The organism is Yoonia sp. MH D7, assembly GCF_054439475.1.
The window spans coordinates 694,964-713,376 of sequence record NZ_JBTJCF010000001.1; the positions used below are offsets into that span (position 1 = coordinate 694,964).

Annotated in this window: 17 protein-coding genes; 12 read left to right on the forward strand and 5 right to left on the reverse strand. The window is 56.5% G+C overall.

The genetic code is table 11. The features are described from left to right. Positions 1–22 precede the first annotated feature (22 nt). The 4 genes from ACXLHR_RS03415 (at position 23) to ACXLHR_RS03430 (ending at position 4,236) form a co-directional block, all read left to right on the forward strand. Positions 23–1,678 carry an ABC transporter permease gene (locus ACXLHR_RS03415; protein WP_458790128.1) on the forward strand — a complete coding sequence of 552 codons (1,656 nt, stop codon included), beginning with the start codon at positions 23–25 and terminating at the stop codon, positions 1,676–1,678. Positions 1,679–1,863: 185 nt separating this feature from the next. Next, a complete protein-coding gene (locus ACXLHR_RS03420) occupies positions 1,864–2,328 on the forward strand; it encodes a ferritin-like domain-containing protein (protein WP_458790129.1) in 465 nt (154 codons plus the stop codon). 66 nt (positions 2,329–2,394) lie between these two features. Beyond that, positions 2,395–3,090 carry a DUF421 domain-containing protein gene (locus tag ACXLHR_RS03425; RefSeq protein WP_458790130.1) on the forward strand — a complete coding sequence of 232 codons (696 nt, stop codon included), beginning with the start codon at positions 2,395–2,397 and terminating at the stop codon, positions 3,088–3,090. 81 nt (positions 3,091–3,171) lie between these two features. Then, on the forward strand, positions 3,172–4,236 hold the full coding sequence (locus ACXLHR_RS03430) for an extracellular catalytic domain type 1 short-chain-length polyhydroxyalkanoate depolymerase (RefSeq protein WP_458790131.1): 1,065 nt from the start codon (positions 3,172–3,174) through the stop codon (positions 4,234–4,236). Positions 4,237–4,238: 2 nt separating this feature from the next. Here the strand turns inward: ACXLHR_RS03430 and ACXLHR_RS03435 are convergent, their stop codons facing one another. Continuing rightward, on the reverse strand, positions 4,239–5,171 hold the full coding sequence (locus tag ACXLHR_RS03435) for a nitrilase-related carbon-nitrogen hydrolase (protein WP_458790132.1): 933 nt from the start codon (positions 5,169–5,171) through the stop codon (positions 4,239–4,241). A 178-nt stretch (positions 5,172–5,349) separates the two neighbouring features. Here ACXLHR_RS03435 and ACXLHR_RS03440 point away from each other — a divergent pair, with 178 nt between their 5' ends. Then, positions 5,350–5,646, forward strand: a complete 297-nt coding sequence (locus tag ACXLHR_RS03440; RefSeq protein WP_458790133.1) for a PRC-barrel domain containing protein — start codon at positions 5,350–5,352, stop codon at positions 5,644–5,646. 66 nt (positions 5,647–5,712) lie between these two features. Here the strand turns inward: ACXLHR_RS03440 and ACXLHR_RS03445 are convergent, their stop codons facing one another. The 3 genes from ACXLHR_RS03445 to ACXLHR_RS03455 form a co-directional block, all read right to left on the reverse strand. After that, positions 5,713–6,819 (reverse strand): extracellular catalytic domain type 1 short-chain-length polyhydroxyalkanoate depolymerase, encoded by a 1,107-nt coding sequence (locus ACXLHR_RS03445; protein ID WP_458790134.1) that lies wholly within the window; start codon positions 6,817–6,819, stop codon positions 5,713–5,715. Between the two features lie 27 nt (positions 6,820–6,846). After that, positions 6,847–7,263 (reverse strand): CopG family transcriptional regulator, encoded by a 417-nt coding sequence (locus tag ACXLHR_RS03450; RefSeq protein ID WP_458790135.1) that lies wholly within the window; start codon positions 7,261–7,263, stop codon positions 6,847–6,849. Positions 7,264–7,356: 93 nt separating this feature from the next. Continuing rightward, complete coding sequence (locus ACXLHR_RS03455) at positions 7,357–9,153, reverse strand: SLC13 family permease (RefSeq protein WP_458790136.1); 1,797 nt, start codon at positions 9,151–9,153, stop codon at positions 7,357–7,359. Between the two features lie 456 nt (positions 9,154–9,609). Here ACXLHR_RS03455 and ACXLHR_RS03460 point away from each other — a divergent pair, with 456 nt between their 5' ends. Beyond that, on the forward strand, positions 9,610–10,665 hold the full coding sequence (locus tag ACXLHR_RS03460; protein ID WP_458790137.1) for an MBL fold metallo-hydrolase: 1,056 nt from the start codon (positions 9,610–9,612) through the stop codon (positions 10,663–10,665). A 111-nt stretch (positions 10,666–10,776) separates the two neighbouring features. On the opposite strand, the gene ACXLHR_RS03465 is transcribed toward ACXLHR_RS03460, so the two are convergent. After that, on the reverse strand, positions 10,777–11,769 hold the full coding sequence (locus ACXLHR_RS03465; protein ID WP_458790138.1) for a LacI family DNA-binding transcriptional regulator: 993 nt from the start codon (positions 11,767–11,769) through the stop codon (positions 10,777–10,779). Positions 11,770–11,886: 117 nt separating this feature from the next. Between ACXLHR_RS03465 and ACXLHR_RS03470 the strand changes: the two genes are divergently transcribed. From ACXLHR_RS03470 to ACXLHR_RS03495, 6 genes are read left to right on the forward strand one after another with little or no spacing between them, the layout of a single operon-like run. Further along, entirely contained in the window at positions 11,887–12,945 is a 1,059-nt protein-coding gene (locus ACXLHR_RS03470; protein WP_458790139.1) for a sugar phosphate isomerase/epimerase family protein, read from the forward strand. Then, entirely contained in the window at positions 12,942–14,063 is a 1,122-nt protein-coding gene (locus ACXLHR_RS03475) for a Gfo/Idh/MocA family protein (protein WP_458790140.1), read from the forward strand. The genes ACXLHR_RS03470 and ACXLHR_RS03475 overlap by 4 nt, the downstream gene beginning before the upstream one ends. Beyond that, positions 14,048–14,908: a sugar phosphate isomerase/epimerase family protein gene (locus ACXLHR_RS03480; protein ID WP_458790141.1), complete on the forward strand. Its 861-nt coding sequence runs from the start codon at positions 14,048–14,050 to the stop codon at positions 14,906–14,908. Before ACXLHR_RS03475 ends, ACXLHR_RS03480 begins: the two co-directional genes overlap by 16 nt. Further along, entirely contained in the window at positions 14,905–16,419 is a 1,515-nt protein-coding gene (locus tag ACXLHR_RS03485) for a sugar ABC transporter ATP-binding protein (RefSeq protein ID WP_458790142.1), read from the forward strand. The genes ACXLHR_RS03480 and ACXLHR_RS03485 overlap by 4 nt, the downstream gene beginning before the upstream one ends. Next, entirely contained in the window at positions 16,416–17,402 is a 987-nt protein-coding gene (locus ACXLHR_RS03490) for an ABC transporter permease (RefSeq protein ID WP_458790143.1), read from the forward strand. Before ACXLHR_RS03485 ends, ACXLHR_RS03490 begins: the two co-directional genes overlap by 4 nt. Further along, entirely contained in the window at positions 17,399–18,385 is a 987-nt protein-coding gene (locus ACXLHR_RS03495) for an ABC transporter permease (RefSeq protein ID WP_458790144.1), read from the forward strand. Before ACXLHR_RS03490 ends, ACXLHR_RS03495 begins: the two co-directional genes overlap by 4 nt. Positions 18,386–18,413 lie beyond the last annotated feature (28 nt).

An 18,413-nucleotide genomic window follows, 5' to 3' on the forward strand; every position in this document is an offset into this window, starting at 1 on the left:
TTCCGATAATCGCTGTTTTGTAATGCCCGATGAAACTAGTCAGATTAGCAAAAATGCCCGCCGTGTTGGCCTGATTGACCCTTGGTCGATTGGCGCTTTGGTGATTGCGATTGTTGTCTTGATGCCGATCATGGCGGTGATCTGGTTTGCGTCTCATCCGACAGATAATATTTGGCCGCATTTGTTGGCGACGACATTGCCGCGCTATCTGGCGAATACTGTGATTTTGATGAGCGGTGTGGGGGTGTTGGCCGCGATGGTTGGCACGGGCGCTGCGTGGATTGTGGTGATGTATCAGTTTCCGGGCAGGCGGTGGTTGCAATGGGCGCTGTTGATGCCGCTCGCGGTGCCGGCCTATGTGGGGGCCTATGCGTTAGTTGATTTCTTTGAATATGCGGGACCGGTGCAGACCGCGTTGCGCGCCACGTTTGGCTGGACCAATGCGCAGGATTACGCATTTCCGGCGATCCGCACGCGCGGTGCTGCGGTGATAGTGCTGTCAGCGGCGCTATATCCTTATGTTTATATTCTGGCGCGCGCGGCGTTTCGCGAACAATCAGGGGCCGGTTACGAGGTGGCGCGAGCCTTGGGGGCAGGGCCGTTTGCGCGGTTCTGGCGGGTCGGGTTTCCACTGGCGCGCCCCGCGATAGCGGCGGGTGTTGCGGTGGTGATGATGGAAACCGTGAACGATTTTGGCACCGTGGATTATTTTGCGGTGCAGACGCTGACGACCGGGATTTTTTCGGTCTGGCTTCAGGGCGGAAACCTTGGTGGTGCTGCGCAGCTGGCGACCTGTGTGCTGACGATTATTGTCCTGTTGGTGACGTTAGAAAAGTTATCCCGTCGCAAGAGCCGCTTTTTCATGAGTGCGCGAAATGCCCGTCCGGTGACGCCTGTGCCGTTGAAAGGCGGCATGGGGTGGCTGGTGTCGATTGCGTGTCTGATACCGGTTCTGATCGGATTTGTATTGCCGATGGCGGTGATTGGCTCGCATGCAATGGACGCGGGCGAATGGATATCACCCGGATTGCGGCTCGCTGTGATCCGCACTGTTAGCGTGGCTGGAATTGCCGCAGTTCTGACGGTCGTAGGCGGGGTGTTCATGGTTTACGGTGTCCGGTTGAGCGGCAAGCGTTTACCTGCGTTGCTGATGCCGGTGACCGCAATCGGGTATGCAGCTCCGGGGGCAGTGTTGGCGTTGGGGATTTTGGTGCCTTTGGCCGCGCTTGATAACCGGTTTGCGGATATGGTTCTGGCAGTGACCGGATATGACCCCGGCCTGTTGTTGACCGGCACGGCTGCAGCATTGGTCCTGTCTTATATCGTGCGCTTTTTCGCAATTGCGCAGGGCACGGCAGACGCGGCACTAGGGCGGGTGGCGCCAAGCCTGCCGATGGCTGCGCGGTCCTTGGGGCGCACGGCAGGTGGCACGCTGCGCGCGGTGCATCTGCCGTTGGTGCGGGCCTCTGTTGGCTCGGCGCTGCTGCTGGTATTCGTCGATGCGGTCAAGGAATTGCCGGCGACCCTGCTTTTGCGTCCGTTCAATTTTGACACGCTTGCCACCCGCGTTCATGCCAAGGCCTCGCTGGAAAACATCGCCGAGGCGGCACCCGCGGCCTTGATGATCTCGTTGATCGGGCTTGCGGCGGTTGCACTGCTGGCGCGGGCAAACCGGTAACAGGCACGCGAGTTTGGCCATGAATTTGGCCTATGAGCAGCCTGCACAGCTGGGGTGAACCCTTAGGCCGCATTAGGCTTTTTCTTGGCATGGCAACATTTTTCAAATTGTGGAAACTTTTTATCCTCTCAGGTGTTCATCACAGAGCTCACTTTGTGTGACTTTTAACAACTTGGAGAGACAACATGAAAACGATGGCTGAAGCATTCCACCATACACTCAAAGATATCTATTACGCTGAAAATGCCCTGATTAAGGCATTGCCGAAAATGGCCAAGGCTGCACCCGAGGGTGATATTCGCACTGCCTTTGAAGATCATCTGGAAGAAACTAAAGAGCAGGTCAAACTGCTGAAAAAGGTTTTCAAATCGATTGATCAAACTGCCGAAGGCGAGAAATGTGATGCGATCGAGGGCCTGATAAAAGAGGCCGAAGGGATCATCAAAGAGGCGAGCGGCAAAGCTCTTGGCGCCTGTTTGATCGGTGCTGCACAAGCGGTCGAGCACTACGAAATCGCGCGTTATGGCACGCTGCGCCAGTGGGCGAAGGAGCTGAAAAACGACGAAGCGCATGATCTTCTGTCGCAGATCCTCGACATGGAAAAGGCGGCGAATGCGAAACTGACCGGTATCGCAGTCGGCAAGGCGTAATTTTACAGGCAGCCTGATGTGTTGTGAAAACCGTCAGGCTGCCGCTTTATCAAACCGAGAAAATTCATGAGCGAACCCGTCATTCCATTTGATCTGGTGCGGATGTTTCTGGGCACAGAACCCGCACTTTTCTACTTCGAAATTATATTCAGAACCTGCCTTGTCTATGCCTATGCTTTGCTGCTGATCCGCTGGGTCGGGGGGCGTGGCATCGCGCAGATGTCCACGGTAGAATTCTTGCTGGTCATCGCCCTTGGGTCTGCTGTCGGTGACGTCATGTTCTATCCCGAGGTGCCGCTTTTTCACGCGATGCTGGTCATCACTGTGATCGTTGTGATCAACAAGGTCCTCGATACACTTATTTACCGGTATTCCGCCGTTGAAAAGGCGATTGACGGCAAGACTGCAGAGGTGATCCGCGATGGTGTGGTCAATATTGACACCCTGCGCCATCACAAGATTGGAAAAAGCGAATTGTTCGAATGCCTCCGCAAGGAGGGTTATGTCAATCTTGGCGAAGTGCGGCGCGCCTATCTAGAAACGTCCGGACGGTTCAGTTTTTTCAAAGCCGAGGACAGTCGATCCGGATTACCAATCGAGCCTGCGTGGGACGTGCAACCGCCATACAAGCATGGTCCGGGAACACAGATGAGTGACGGTGATTTGGCCTGTTGCGGCTGCGGTACGCTGGTTTCCGGTGCAGTCCGAACGCCTGCCGCCTGCGAGGCATGTCGTGGCACAGCATGGACAACCACGACCTGACAAAGATGTGGCAGAAAATTCTGAGGCTATGGTCCGGTGCCGCCTTGAGACGTTTATTTTAACAATCAGATTCGAGGCCAGATGTTCGATCCGTTCAAGCGCGCCCGCAAGAAGGTCACAAATAAACTGCGTAAGACCGCAGTTTCAACGATGACCGATGCATGGCAGGCGGTGCTTGGTCCGGCGAAATCTGCCAAGCGCAAAGTGACAAAAAAGGCTAGCGCGCCGGCAACTGCGTCGACGCGGCAAGTCAAATCAAAGAAGTTTATCTCGAAGGCGGTAAATTTCGCGAGTGGCAAGTTTGACAGCGCCCATGGTGCGCGATCCTTCAAAATCTACGTGCCAGTCACCGCGGGAAAGTCAGAAGCCCCACTGCCGTTGATTGTGATGCTGCATGGATGCGGACAATCCGCTGCTGACTTTGCCCGTGATACCGGCATGAATGCGCTGGCCGAAGAATTCGGGTTTGTTGTTTTATATCCCGCGCAATCCCGCGACGCGCATTTGCACCGTTGCTGGAACTGGTACAAACCCGAACATCAGATGCGCGGTGCCGGAGAACCTGCGCTGATCGCCTGCATGACGCAGCATATTATTGCCAACCATAATATCGATCCATCCAAGGTCTATGTGGTCGGATTATCTGCCGGGGCGGCGGCGTCACTGGTGGTTGCAACCTGTTACCCCGATATCTTTGCTGCCGTAGGGGCACATTCCGGTCTGGCGGTGGGGGCGGCCCATAGCGCGGCCTCCGTTGCCGGAGCGATGCAAGCGGGCAGTCCTGGTGACAGGTATGACGTGCAGATGCCGACAATCATGTTTCACGGCGATCAGGACAATGTCGTGAACCCGCGCAACGGACGTTATATCGCAATCCGCGCGCAAGCACCCTATAGCGGACTGGACCGGACAGAGCGCAAAGGGCGTATCGCTGGCGGGCGTGAATTTACGCGCATTTTGCACCGCATCGGCAAAGGGCGTCCTTACATAGAAGAGTGGGTCATTCACGGGTCTGGCCACGCGTGGTCGGGCGGCCGTCAGGGCGGCAGCTTTACCGATCCGGCAGGTCCTGATGCCTCGCGTGAAATGGTCCGGTTTTTTCTGCGCCATCGCACGACAAAGGCGCGCCGGTCCAAGCCGTTGTGAACCTATGTAGGCAACGGCGTAGTGGGGTCATTCACCACCAGATGCCCTGCATCCCAAAGTGCCGGACAAACCTCTGCCTCGGCATGGCCATTGCGCAATCTGCGACACGCACCGACCGGAATGTCAGCGGCAATCAGCACGTGGTCGGTCATCAATGCGGCGGTCTGTGGCGGCAGTGCTGCGTGAATACCGTCCAACGACACCCCGATATCGCAGGGAGTGAACACACTTGCGCCGCCCACGCCTGTGTCCGTCATCGGCGCGCCAAACGGCACACCGACCGCACCAAGCACACACACAACAGTTTGTAATTCGATTGCGCGCGCGCGTGCGCAGCTGAACACCCTGTTATACCCTGTAATCATGTCAGTTTTGGCGGGGATAATCACCAGATCAAGGTCAAGCGTGCCCAACCGTGACCAAAGGTCGGTGAACTCGCTGTCGAGGCAGACAATCATCGCGATCCGCAAGCCGTTCCACGCAATGACATTGATGGAACGACCGTGGACAGTGATCCCACCCGCACCTTGGGCCTCTAACGGCGTCAGGCTTAATTTGTCCTGACTAAAACGCGCGCCATCGGGGGTTATCAGCCATGCCCGATTGAAATAGGCAGGCACGCCATTCACCGGATCGGCCGGAAACGGGATGGTTCCTGCTAGTATCGACACACCATATTGCGCGGCCATCACAGCAATCGCATCCAACGCAATTTCACCACATTCGAACAGCCAACCCATCGTTTGATGCATTGGCAGGTCAACGGGCGCAAAACTGAGCCACTGGGCGCAGGCGAATTCAGGCAGCACCAGCATGTGACCCCCACGCGCCGTAGTCTGTGCTACGCGCGCTTCGACTTCGGCCAGCCATGTCTGCAAGTCGGGCATGACAGGTTGGAGGTTAGACGCCCATAAATCGAGTGATACAAATTCCATGATGGTCCACGCATAATTGAAATGATTGGTCGTCACACGATCAGACGCCTTTGGGCAAAGATACAAAATAGTCCTGCTGTTGTCTGCAATTTTTCGCTTATCCGTTTCACCCGTTGGAACCCCGCGCGCGCGTGGCAGTTATCCTATCAGTTGAAAACGTAACAAGAGGACTTTAAAAATGGACCATTCCCAACACACTCCACTTCGCCCCGAAGAGCTTCATACTGACATCGTAGAAGGTGCAAACGTCTACGGACCTGACGACCATAGCATTGGTAGCGTGTCCCACCTTCACGGTGCGGGACAAAATGCCCATGCAGTGATTGATGTTGGCGGATTTTTGGGACTGGGTGCAAAGCCTGTGTCGCTGCCAATCTCAACCCTCAACTTCATGCGCGACGAGAGCGGGTCTGTTCATGCGACCGTCAGCATGACCAAAGACCAGCTGAAAGAACTGCCAGAGCATCGGCATTAAGCGTCCTTTCGCATTGAAAATATCAGGAGTCAGCGCTCGCGTGCTGGCTCCTTTTTTTTGACCTGATTATGCATCTTTCGGGGAAATATTAAGAAAGAACCGCGCCATTTCGGCACTGGCGTCAGGCCCTGCTGCATCGGTATATGAGCCAGCGGTATTCCCCCCCGACCACGCGTGGCCCAATCCGTCAATTTGCCAGTTTTCCATGACTGAACACCCTGTGTTAGATACGACAGTGGTGCGGGTAAATTTGCGCCCGTTTAAGGTGCCGTTATCAATCACTTCCATCCCTTTTGCGCGCGCGTCATCGGCAATGCGCTGTCCATTGCGGGGATTGACGGTGCTGTCCGTTGTGCCGTGAAACACGATTGTCGGGACCGGAGCATCGGTTGCCGACGCGGGTCCGGACACGCCGCCGCCCATCGTTGCAAAGGCAGAGGCGACATCGTTGGCCGATTTATACGGCAGGCCGGAATGCGCGCCGACACCTGAAAACACATCGCCATAGGTTTGCCCCAGAATAACCGCCATCGCAGCACCCGCAGACAGGCCCGCGACATAGACTTTGCCGTCCGGAACAGCATGGTCCTCACATATTTGTCCTGCCATATTGGCAAGAATCGCAGGTTCGCCACTGCCTCTGTTCTGATCCGCAGGACCAAACCAGTTCCAGCATGACTGCATATTCGCGCCGCGCGATTGGGCTGGATATACAATGATCAATCCATGTGCGTCGGCCACGCGGTTCATGTCGGTGCCGTTGGCAAAATCGACTGGCGATTGCGTGCAACCATGCAGCATCATGATCAATCCGGCTGGCGGTTTTGATTTCAGGTTTGGAATGTAGTTGTGGTAATCGCGGGCACCGGCTGCGCAGGAAAACGTACCGCTCTCGAATTTTGCGCCTTCGGGTATCGAGGGTTTTTTTACGCTCGCGCCCGTGGCGGAATTCTTCGGCATCTTTTTGGCAAGATCGACCAGTGTCGTGCTTAACCCGCGCCGGTTTGCCGGTTGCCCTGTGAAAGGCATCGCAAAGGCGGCGGATGGTCGGGGCGGGGTTTGCACGCCTTTCGCGCCTAACGTGTTTTGGATCATTTCTGTCGCAGCCACTGGATTACCAGCGCGCACAAGGTCCGCAGCCCGGCGCATCGCCGCGGCAAGATCATGTTTCATCATATTTTCCTTTGGTTTTATGTCTGTTCAGTTGATGCGCGCGGCAAGCACCTTTTTCACGTCCGCGCTGGCCTGCAAGGCGCCCAACACGGTGATTGAGCCGATTGTCGCCAGTGCAAGGTCCGGCGTCACATCAGATGCGATGCGTGCGAGACCCACAACTTTGATATGCAAAATCTCGTTTGCGGCTTGCACCGCTTCGAGGTCGGCCACGCTATAATCACGCAGCCCTAGGTCCATCGTGTGTCGGTCAATCGATTTCGTGACCGTTTCGGACTGGTTATCCAGCTGGTTGCGTATGGCCGTGCGAATAAAATCACTGCGGTTGGAATAGAACCCTTCCTGCACCAGAAGGTCGACCCGTCCTAAGTCAACGAAGCCGAGATTTATGGTAATTTTCTCGTTCTCAGGATGTTTCTCTCTGATCTGCCTCACGTTACTCATCTTATTCTCCATCTGCATGGATGTTATATGGATGGTATTTTGGCGAATACAAGAGGCATCGTATACCAATGTGAGACGATGCGCCCGACCCGATTACATCGGGGCGAGTAGCCAGATCGCTGTGCAGCTTGCAACGCCGACCGTAATATTCATCGGGACGCCGATCTTGAGGAAGTCGGTAAAGCGATAGCTGCCAGCCGAATACACCAAGGTGTTGGTCTGGTAGCCTATCGGCGTGGCAAAGCTGGCTGAGGCGCCCATCATGATGGCGTAGACCAACGGGCGCGGCTCTATTCCTAGCGAGTTTGCCAGTGATATGGCCAAGGGCGTCAGGATCACCGCGACCGCGCTATTGGAAACCAGCTCGGTCAGGATCGAGGTTAAGGTGTAAATCGCGACCAATAGCAGAAACGGTGATGCAGTCTGTAGAAACGGTGCGATGCTTTGCACCAGTTTTTCGATCACTTGGGCGTTTTCCAAGCCTTGACCAATTGCGAGCATCGCGAAAATTAGCACTAAGGTGGAGCCATCAATCGCGCTCCAGGCGTCTTCTGCTTCGATGCAACCAGCCAGCAATACCAGCGCGACAGCGAGCAACGACAGTGTGACGATGGGGGCTACGTTGAAGATCGCCAATGTCACCACACCGAGCATTGCCGCGATGGCAATCGGGGCGCGGTGGCGGCGATAGGGCCTTGCGACGGGCAGGCTTGCGGATACCAGATCAGAGGCCTCGACGACCGCTGTTAACCCGCCTGCGGGACCTTCAAGCAATATCCGGTCGGCGGGTTTTAACCGTACATGCGCCAGTTGTTGTCCGGGGTTATGCAGGTGGCGCGACACACCAAGGATCCTGACGCCAAAATGCCCGAACCAGCCCAGATCGGACAGCTTTCGCCCTTTGCCGCTTCGATCTGTTGCGACCACGGCTTCGACGCAGATAATGTCATCGGTTTGATTGTCTGATCTGGCAGTTAAAGGGTAGCCGACGCGGAAGTCCTGTTTCTCTCTGAGGGTTAGGATCTCGGTCGAGGTCGCGCGTGCGGCGACACGTTCAGATAGGCCTAACACGGTGTCTGGCGTGACCTTTGTCTGGTTTTTATTGCCAAGGACCAGCTTTAGGTTGAAGCGCGACAAGGCGCTGAATGAGGCAATAGGTTTTTCTGTGTTTGCAGGGGCGTCCGCCTTGGTGGCCAATGCGATTTCGGTCAGAAATTGTGCGGAATCCTCGGTGAGTGACGCGGCCCCCGACATGCGGCTAGGCAAGAGTTTGGGTCCCAAGAATGCCAGTGTTACTGATCCGGTGATGACGGCAACGATCCCGAACGGCAATATTTCCAGAATGCCGAATGCTGGCAATCCCGCCTCCCTTGCAACACCGTCGATCAACAGGTTCGTCGAGGTCCCGACCAGCGTTAAAGTGCCGCCCAGCACCGCCATGTAGGATAGCGGGATCAGCAGTTTGGTCGGTGCAACACCCAAGGTTTGCGCCATCCGGATGACGATCGGGATCAGGATTAGCACAAGCGGGGTGTTATTCATCAGTCCGGACGCAACCGCTGCACCGGCCAGTAACGCGAAGAATGCGATCCACCCCCGTTTTTCTGCTTGGGTCACAAGAAATAACGACGCCGCGTCGATCACCCCCGTCCTGACCAACGCGCCAGATAGAATAAACATTGCAGCAATGGTGATTGGCGCGGGGTTAGAGAAAACCGCTAACACCTCATCTGTCGAAACATAGCCCAGTAGCATAAATGCAGCCGCCCCACATGTGGCGACCGCTGCTGGCGGTAATCGCTCGATCAGGAATCCCGCAAAAACGACACAAAGGATAAGGACCGAAAGGACAATATTTCCCTCGGCTAACAGCTCATTTAAGAAGTTCACGGGATAATCTCTTTATATGTAGGGGAGGTCGGGTCGCTCGGTTTGTGCCTGTAAACAAACGCAATATGCCGAGATAAGTTCCGTATCTTTCAGCGCAGACCTGATAAAATTCTGTATCGGAGGTCCGGAAAGATCGAGAATAAATTGCGCGGTGTCAGGCGGGTAGTTTCCGTATCCAGAGCAATTGTTCGCTTGTGGGCGTTCGGTCTTGATCTTGTGGCGCCACGGACCGGATGCAACTCAGGTGACCGCACGTATTCCCCTAAACCATGCGGTGTGAACGCTTTTTTTGACGGTGCGGACTGCCCAGCCGAAACGCACTCAAACGTCTGTATCAAGATTGGCGAGTCGAGTGGCCGATGTATTGCGACATGAAAGTATCGATACTAATTGACTCAATCAAATAAAGTCGACATTTTTAAAATACGGCAACAGATAAATCTGGGAGGATTTTCGATGAACTTAAAACAAGTGGTCACCTCGACTTTCGCAGTGGCATTCATTGGACTTGGCGCGAGCGCAAATGCGGCGGCTTGTGTGGAGGTGACATTAACCGGAACGCAGGGCGGTCCGCCGGTATTTGGTGGACTTGCCGGATCAGGCACTCTCGTTACCTACGGTACCGAAGAAAACAATTGTCGTGATATGTTTTTGCAGTTTGATACAGGGCGCGGCACAAACCAGCAGCTTTCGAAACTCGGTATTTCGGCGGCGCAACTGGATGCCGTATTCTTCACGCACATTCACTCCGACCACTCCGAAGGGCTTGCTGATTTGATGCAGGTCCGGTGGCACTTTAATTCCGGCGGGCCAAAGGTTGATATGGTTTGTCATGAGGATGCGACCGCTGAAGAAGGCCACACGATGAGTTGTGTTAACTATGCTGCTCACATTGGCGATGCACTTATTGAATCGGGCGAGATGGCGCAGCGCCTGGCAGAAAGCGCTAATCGTTTGGCTGGTGGGCCGTCAGATTTGTTGGATGTCGCTACGTTCGGCGCGTCCGAAGAACCACAAATCGTGTGGCAGGAAGGCGATGTGACGGTATCCGCTATTTCGAGTACTCATGTCGCAGGTCACGCGTCATTCAGGGTTGATACACCCGCTGGCAGCATTGTGATTGGCGGCGACGCTGGCAACGATACACCCGCACCTCCGCGTGATTCCTCTACGTCGGCACAGGTCGAACTGCTGGCCAAAGATGCGGATGTTTTGGTGCACTCGGTGATCCATCCGGTCATGGGGCCGGACGGCACAACAGGCTTTCCGCCGCCGATCTACTACCGCCAGTCGACTGCCACTGATTTGGGCGCTCTAGCGGTGCGGGCCGGTGTCGAAAATCTGATGTATACGCATATGATCCCGCCTTTGGGTGCGACGATGCAGGGGACATATCCGTTACCCGCGGCATTGACCGAAGCAGATTACGAAAGCGCTGCGCGCGATGGTGGTTTTGAAGGCAACGTGATCGTCGGGACGGATCTTGCGACGCTTCGATTGGTTGCCGAGTAGCCTGACATCCCTGAAACGACCAAGGGCTGCCTTTGCGGGCGGCCCTTTTTTGTTGGTCCGGTTCGCGGCCTGCGTCACGTCGGCATTAAGCGGTTAATTTTATGTCAGATTTCAACTGTGCGGTGCGGGGCCGGTTGAGGCGCGTTGGATCAGGTGAGCTTGGGTTTCTAAGGTGGGCGGTGTTTCGGGCGCATGATCCGAGAGCATTTTTATCAGGTATTGCGCGCCTTCGCGGCCAAGTGTTGTGCGGGGCTGGTGCAATGTGGTCAGGGAAGGATTGAACCTGTCGGCAAATTCGATGTCGTCAAAGCCGATGACGCTGACGTCGGCTGGCACGTTGAACCCCAGACGCATGACCTCTGATATAAAGCCGAGCGCACATTCGTCAGAGGCGCAAAACACGCCGGTCGGGCGCGGTGTCAGGGTCGCCCAGTCATGCGCCGCTGCCGCACCCGATTCCAGTGTGAAATCACCCTTGATAAGTGTGGCAGTCAGGCCTGCATTTTGCACCGCGTTCACGAACCCGTCGCGCCGCGTTGTAGCGAGGATATTACCGGTTGGCCCTTCGATGTGCAGCAGTGTCTTATGGTTTAATGCCAGCAGATGATGCGCTGCCAGTTCGGCAGCCGCCGCATTATCAATGGCCAGCGCTGGCGCGTCATAGGCCGCGTTCCATTCGCATAGCTGGATCACCGGTAACCGCCAGCTATTGACCAGTTCGGGGTCCAATGCACCGTCCAGCAAGATGATCCCGTCCGCACGTCCGTCATGACCCAGCGTCGCCAGCTTTTCGCGCCCGATATGGCTGTCGGAAATTTGCACGGTAAGGCCTGCGGCGCAGGCTTCTTCCTGAATGGCGGCAAAGATGCGGCTAAAGAAGGTGTTGGAAAGGTTTGGCGCAAGGATCAGGATTGACCTCGCGCGCCGCTGACGTAGATCACGCGCGGCGGCATTGATCTGGTATCCCGTGGCCTGCACTGCGTTGAGAACACGTTCGCGCATTCCCTTGCTCACCCGCGCGGGGTGCGCAAGTGTGCGGCTGACAGTGGCCGTCGAGACGCCTGCAAGAGCGGCGACATCCGAGATGCGAATTTTATCTGACATTTGTTACCGTAATATAATTTCGTGCAAACGATTACAAATTCTTATTGATTTCAAGGCCGATTCTAATGTAATCGATTACTAGCAGATTAAACTGCGTTTATGTCGAGGGGAGGCGATATGAAAACGATGAAAGGGCCCGCGCTGTTTCTTGCGCAATTCGCAAGCGACGAGGCGCCGTTCAACACATGGCACGGCATTACCAAATGGGCTGCAGACTGTGGCTATCTCGGTGTGCAATTGCCAAGCTGGGACGCGCGGTTCTTTGACCTGTCCAAAGCAGCGTCTTCCAAAGATTATTGCGACGAGATTATCGGTGTAGCGGCGCAGAACGGCGTTGTTGTGACCGAGCTATCGGCTCATCTGCAAGGGCAGTTGGTGGCAGTTCACCCAGCCTATGATATCGCGTTTGACGGTTTTGCCGCGCCTTCGGTGCATGCCAATCCTGCTGCACGTCAGGCTTGGGCGGTAGACCAGGTGCGGCTTGCGATTACCGCGTCGCGCAACATGGGGTTGACTGCGATGGGCACGTTTTCGGGCGCGCTGGCATGGCCGTATCTATACCCTTGGCCGCAACGTCCTGCTGGACTGGTCGAGGCGGCGTTTGACGAACTGGCGACACGCTGGCGTCCTATTCTGGATCACGCTGACGAGAATGGCATTGATATTTGCTATGAAATCCACCCCGGTGAAGACTTGCATGACGGCGTGACATTCGAGATGTTTTTGGACCGTGTGGATAGTCACAGCCGTGCAAAAATGCTCTATGATCCGTCGCATTACGTTCTGCAATGTCTTGATTACCTTGCCAATATCGACATTTACGCTGAGCGGATCGGCATGTTCCATGTCAAGGATGCAGAGTTCGACCCGACAGGCCGGCAAGGTGTTTATGGTGGGTATCAGCCGTGGATTGATCGCGCGGGCCGCTTCCGTAGTTTGGGTGACGGACAGGTTGATTTCGGTGCGGTTTTCTCAAAGCTGACGGCGGCGGGCTTTGACGGCTGGGCTGTCGTCGAGTGGGAATGTTGCCTCAAACACCCCGAGGATGGCGCGCGTGAGGGGGCCGCGTTTGTGCGCGACCATATTATTCGCGTCACGGATAAAGCGTTTGACGACTTTGCGGATGGCGGGGTTGATCAGGCTGCGAACCTGAAAATGTTGGGGATATCAGGATGAAACCGATCCGGCTTGGCATGGTAGGTGGCGGCACGGGCGCGTTTATTGGTGGGGTTCACCGGATTGCGGCGCGCATGGACGGCCACTTTGAATTGGTGGCGGGGGCTTTGTCGTCCGATGCTGTGCGCGCGCGAGAAAGTGCGCAGGCCTTGGGGCTGGACCCTGCGCGCAGCTACGCCAGTTTTGCGCAGATGGCCGAGATTGAGGCCGCGCGTGATGACGGGATCGAGGCGGTGTCGATTGTGACGCCAAACCATTTGCACGCGCCTGCCGCAATTGAATTTCTAAAGCGTGGCATTCATGTGATTTGCGACAAACCGCTGACGGCGACGCTCGACGAGGCCAATGAACTGGCAAAGGTGGCCAAAGCCTCTCAAGCACAGTTTATACTGACGCATAATTACACGGGCTATCCGTTGGTCCGGCAAGCACGCGCGATGGTGGCGCGGGGCGATCTGGGTGCGTTGCGCGTGGTGCATGTCGCATACCTGCAAGACTGGATGACTGACGCGGTCGAGGTTCAAGGCAGCAAACAAGCGGCGTGGCGCTCTGATCCTGCGCGTGCGGGTGCGGGTGGTGCCTTGGGCGATATCGGCACCCATGCCCATAACCTTGCAGGGTTCATCACGGGCCAGCAGGTCGAGAGTTTGGCCGCGGATATTCAAAGCTATGTGCCGGGCCGTGTGCTTGATGATAATGCCCATGTGATGTTGCGGTACGCAACCGGAATGCGCGGCACCTTGGCCTGTAGTCAGGTGGCCGTGGGGCATGAGAACGGCCTGTCGATCCAGCTTTATGGCGAGAAAGGCGGGTTGGAATGGCATCAGGAACGCCCGAATGAATTGTGGTTTACGCCGTTTGGCGAGGCCGCGCGTCGCATGACCCGTATGGGCGCAGGGACAGTGGACGCAGCGATTGCCGCCGCGCGTATTCCGGCAGGTCACCCCGAGGGGTATCTGGAAGCCTTTGCCAATATCTATGCAGACGCTGCAGCCGCCTTGCGTGCGGGACGGGTTGATTCAAACCTGCCTGACATGGCTGACGGGATTGCAGGCATGCGGTTTGTCGCGGCTTGCGTGGCATCGTCGGCTGCAAACAGTGAATGGGTGACATTATGAAGTTGGGCATAAATCTATTGTGCATCGGTGGTCATATGGACGAGGCAGCACTGCCGTATTTCGAGATGATTGCCAAAGCAGGATATGACCACGTCGAGGTGCCTGTGATGCACGGCGACCCAGATCATTATGCGTGGCTGGGCCGCAGGTTGACGGCGCTGGGACTGGAAACCGCGCAGACGTCAGTTATCCCTGATCGGAATGCAAATCCGCTGTCGTCCGATGCAGAAATCCGCAAACGGGGCAGGTCGCATCTGAACTGGATTCAGGACTGCGCCGAGGCATTAGGGTCGAAAACCGTTGGTGGCCCGTTCCATGCACCAATGGGCGATTTTACCGGCCAAGGGCCCACCGCTGACGAAATTGCTTACGGTGCCGAGGCCCATCATGCGATGGCGGTTCGTGCTGCGCGGAATGGATATATTCTGGCGCTCGAGCCCTTGTCGCGCTTCGAGACGTATTTTTTGAACACGGTAGAGCAGGCCAATACCTATGCGCGCGCCGTGGATCATCCTGCGTTTGGTATCATGTATGATACGTTTCACGCCAATATCGAAGAAAAAGACCAGTGTGCAGCGATTGCCGCTTTGGGCGATAACATGCATGTTTTGCATGTCTCGGAGAATGATCGCGGGATCCCCGGCACGGGGCAGATCGATTTTGCCAAAGTGTTCGCGGCCGTGAAATCCCGAGGGTTTGGCGGGCATGTTGTGGTCGAGGCGTTCGGCGCAGGCGTGCCGGAACTGGCGGCTGCGACGCGGGTTTGGCGGCCGTTGTTTCCCGATCTGGAAACCCTGATCCGCCAATCCCACAGCTTTGTGCGCGACACATGGGCCGCAGCATGACCGCGCCGATGATCGAGATGAAGGCGATCAGCAAAAGCTTTCCAGGGGTCAAGGCACTGTCTGACGTCAGCTTTGACGTGCGCGCGGGCGAGGTGCAGGCGCTTGTCGGGGAAAACGGTGCCGGCAAATCGACGCTGATCAAAATCATGTCGGGTGTCTATCTGGCCGATGCGGGCGAGGTGCGGTTGGGCGGCAAGCCTGTGCATTTCACCCACCCCGTGCAATCGCTGCATGCCGGTATCTCGGTAATTTACCAAGAGTTTTCCTTGCTGCCCGAGCGCACGGTGGCGCAGAACCTGTTTCTGGGGCGCGAGTTGCGGGGCCGGTTCGGGCTGATTGACGCGGGCGCGATGAGGATAGAGACCCGCCGCGTACTGGACCTGTTTGCCTCGGGTGCGCGCATTGATCCTGACCAGCTGGTGGGCGATCTGGATGTGGCCACCCAGCAGATGGTCGAGATTGCCAAGGCGGTATCGCTGGATGCGCGGGTGATTGTGATGGACGAGCCGACTGCCGCGCTGAATGATACAGAATGTGCGGAATTGTTCGAGACAGTGGACAAGCTGCGCGCGCGCGGGACAGCAATTATTTATATTACCCACCGGATGCGCGAAATCACGCGGCTGGCGGACCGTGTCACGGTTTTAAAAGACGGCGAGATTGCAGCGCGGTTTGATCACGTGCCAGCACCCGAGGCGATTGTGCGCGCGATGGTGGGCCGCGATATCGCCGATTTCTACGCGCCCCCTGCGACCAAGGCCGAGATTGGCGCGCCCGTGCTGACGGTGACGGGCGGCGGTAATGCACGGTTAAGCGGGATTGATCTGACGGTGCGGGCGGGCGAAATTGTCGGGCTTGCGGGTATCCAGGGTGCAGGGCGTGTGGCGCTTGCAATGGCGCTATTTGGCGAAGAGCCGTTTACGGCGGGCGAGGTCACGTTGGACGGAAAACCCGCAAAGTTCCGCACTGCGCGCGAGGCGATTGCGGGCGGGATCGGGTTGCTACCCGGTGACCGCAAGAAAGAAGGCTTGGTGCTGATGCAGTCGGTGCGCGACAACGGCATGTTAACTCCGCGCGCGTTTGCACCGCTTTGGGGCGGTCATAAACAGACGCGCTTTGCCGACCTTACAAAGATTGATGACCTTCTGGACCAGATGGACATTCGCGCGGCGTCTTACGATCAGGATATTCGCGGACTTTCGGGCGGCAATCAACAAAAAGCGATTGTGGCGCGGTGGTTGGCAATGAACCCCAAGCTGTTGATTTTCATCGAACCGACGCGCGGCATCGATGTAAACGCCAAGGCCGGCATTTATCATCTGATGCGTGACCTTGCGCGGCAGGGGGCGGGCATTTTGATGATTTCATCGGACCTGCCCGAAGTCATTGGTGCCGCTGACCGTATTGTGGTCATGCTGGCGGGGCGCATTTCGGCAGAATTTCCGCAAGGGGCCACCGAGCACGATATCATGCATGCCGCCACCGACGAAACACGCGAGGCCGTAGCATGAGCGCGCCGCAAGATCATAAACCCGCAAAGTCAGGCTTCCGCTTTGAGAAATGGGCGCCACTGATCCTGCTAGGCACCGCGTTTTCGCTATATATCGCAATCGTAATCGCCACAGGCCAGTCGCAGTATTTGTCGCTGGAAAACCTGATTGCTATTCTGGGCCGCTCTATCGCGCTGGGCATTACGGCAATCGGGCAGACATTCGTTATTCTGGTGGCCTCGATTGATTTGAGCGTGGCAAGCCTGATCTCCGCGACGGCGGTGCTGGCCTCTGTGGTCATGGATGGATCACCTGCGATGATTGTGCCTGCGGTCTTGGCCGCTTTGGTGGTCGGGGTGGCAGTCGGCGTGGCAAATGGCGTGATTATCACGGGGTTAAAAGTGAACCCGTTAATCGCGACGCTTGGCACGAGTTTGATTATTCAGGGATGTTTATCGGCGTTTGTATCTAATTTTGCAGGCTCGGTCCCTGCAGAGTTTCAGGTGTTTGCCTACGGCGAATTTCTGGGTGTGCCTGCGGCATTGATATTCCTTGTATTACTGGCATTTGGTGCGTGGTGGGTGCTGCGGTTTACCAAATTGGGCTCTGACATTTATGCGGTCGGCGGCAATGAAGAGGCGGCGCGTTTTGCGGGCATCAAGACCAAGCGGGTGGTTATCTGGGCGCATGTGATCTGTTCGGTATGCGCCACTCTTGCGGGTCTCTATCTGGCAAGCCGCTTGCGGTCCGGTGCGCCGTGGATCGGGGCCGACGGGGTTTATGACCTTGAAAGCATTGCAGTTGTTGTGATTGGCGGCACGGTTCTGGCGGGGGGGCGCGGCGGGATCATCGGCACAATGGCCGGCATGATGATTTTCTCGCTGATCGATTCAATCTTCAACATCGCGGGCGTCGATAGCTTTGCCAAGCAAGTCATGCGCGGCATCATTATCATCGCTGCGGTTGCATTCTACGCGCTGCGTTCAAAAAGGATTGTCGCATGACCAGCCCTGCAAACACTGTGCCACTGCGCGCGCGCCGTCTAAAGCGTAGCATCAATCCCGTCTGGTTTTTGCTGGCCGCGTTGATTGTTGCGATCATTGTGATGAACCCAAGTTTTGCGCAGCCGACCGGCTATATGAATTTTGTAAAACGCGCAGCGCCTTTGGCTATTCTCGCGGCGGGGCAGGTTTACGTGATTGTTTCGGGCGGGTTCGATCTGTCGGTGGGCGCGATCATCAGTCTGGTGGTGGTGGGCGCGTCTATGCTGACCAACAATGACCCCAATGCAACCTTATGGGTCATTCCGTTGATGCTGGCGATGGGTGTTGGTGTCGGTGCTGTGAACGGCATGGTGGTGTGCTTTTTGCGGGTGCCATCGCTGATTGCCACGCTTGGCATGATGATTACGCTCAACGGTTTGGCATATATGTGGTCGGGCGGCGCACCGCGCGGCTATCTGCCCGATACGTTCCGGTTTTTTGGCCGTGAGATGATCCGCGATGTGCCGTTGGTGCGCTTCATTCCAATTTCGGTGATTGTGCTGGTTGTTGTCGGAGGCCTGCTTGCATGGGCGATGCACCGGACCAATCTGGGCCGCATGGTTCATGCTATTGGTGACAATCCGCTGGCCGCGCGTTTAGGCGGCGTTGCGGTAAATCGCGTGCGGATCGTGGCCTTTATGATTTCGGGGTTCTCTGCGGCTGTTGCGGGCATTTTGCTTGGCGGGTTTGCAGGGGTATCCACCGATGTTGGCACTGGCTACGAGTTGCAAGCAATCACCGCCGCCGTGCTGGGAGGCGCGCAGCTATTGGGCGGGCGCGGCTCTGTGCCTGCGGCGATTGGCGGTGCCTTGGCGCTGACGGCTATCTTCACACTTCTGAACTTCCTCGGCCTGCCACAACCCGTCCGGCAGGTGGTGCAAGGCGCGATTTTAATCGCCGCCGTCGCACTTGCGATGCACCGAAGGGAGCGGACGGGATCCTGAGACACGACTAAATCCAATGGGAGGATAT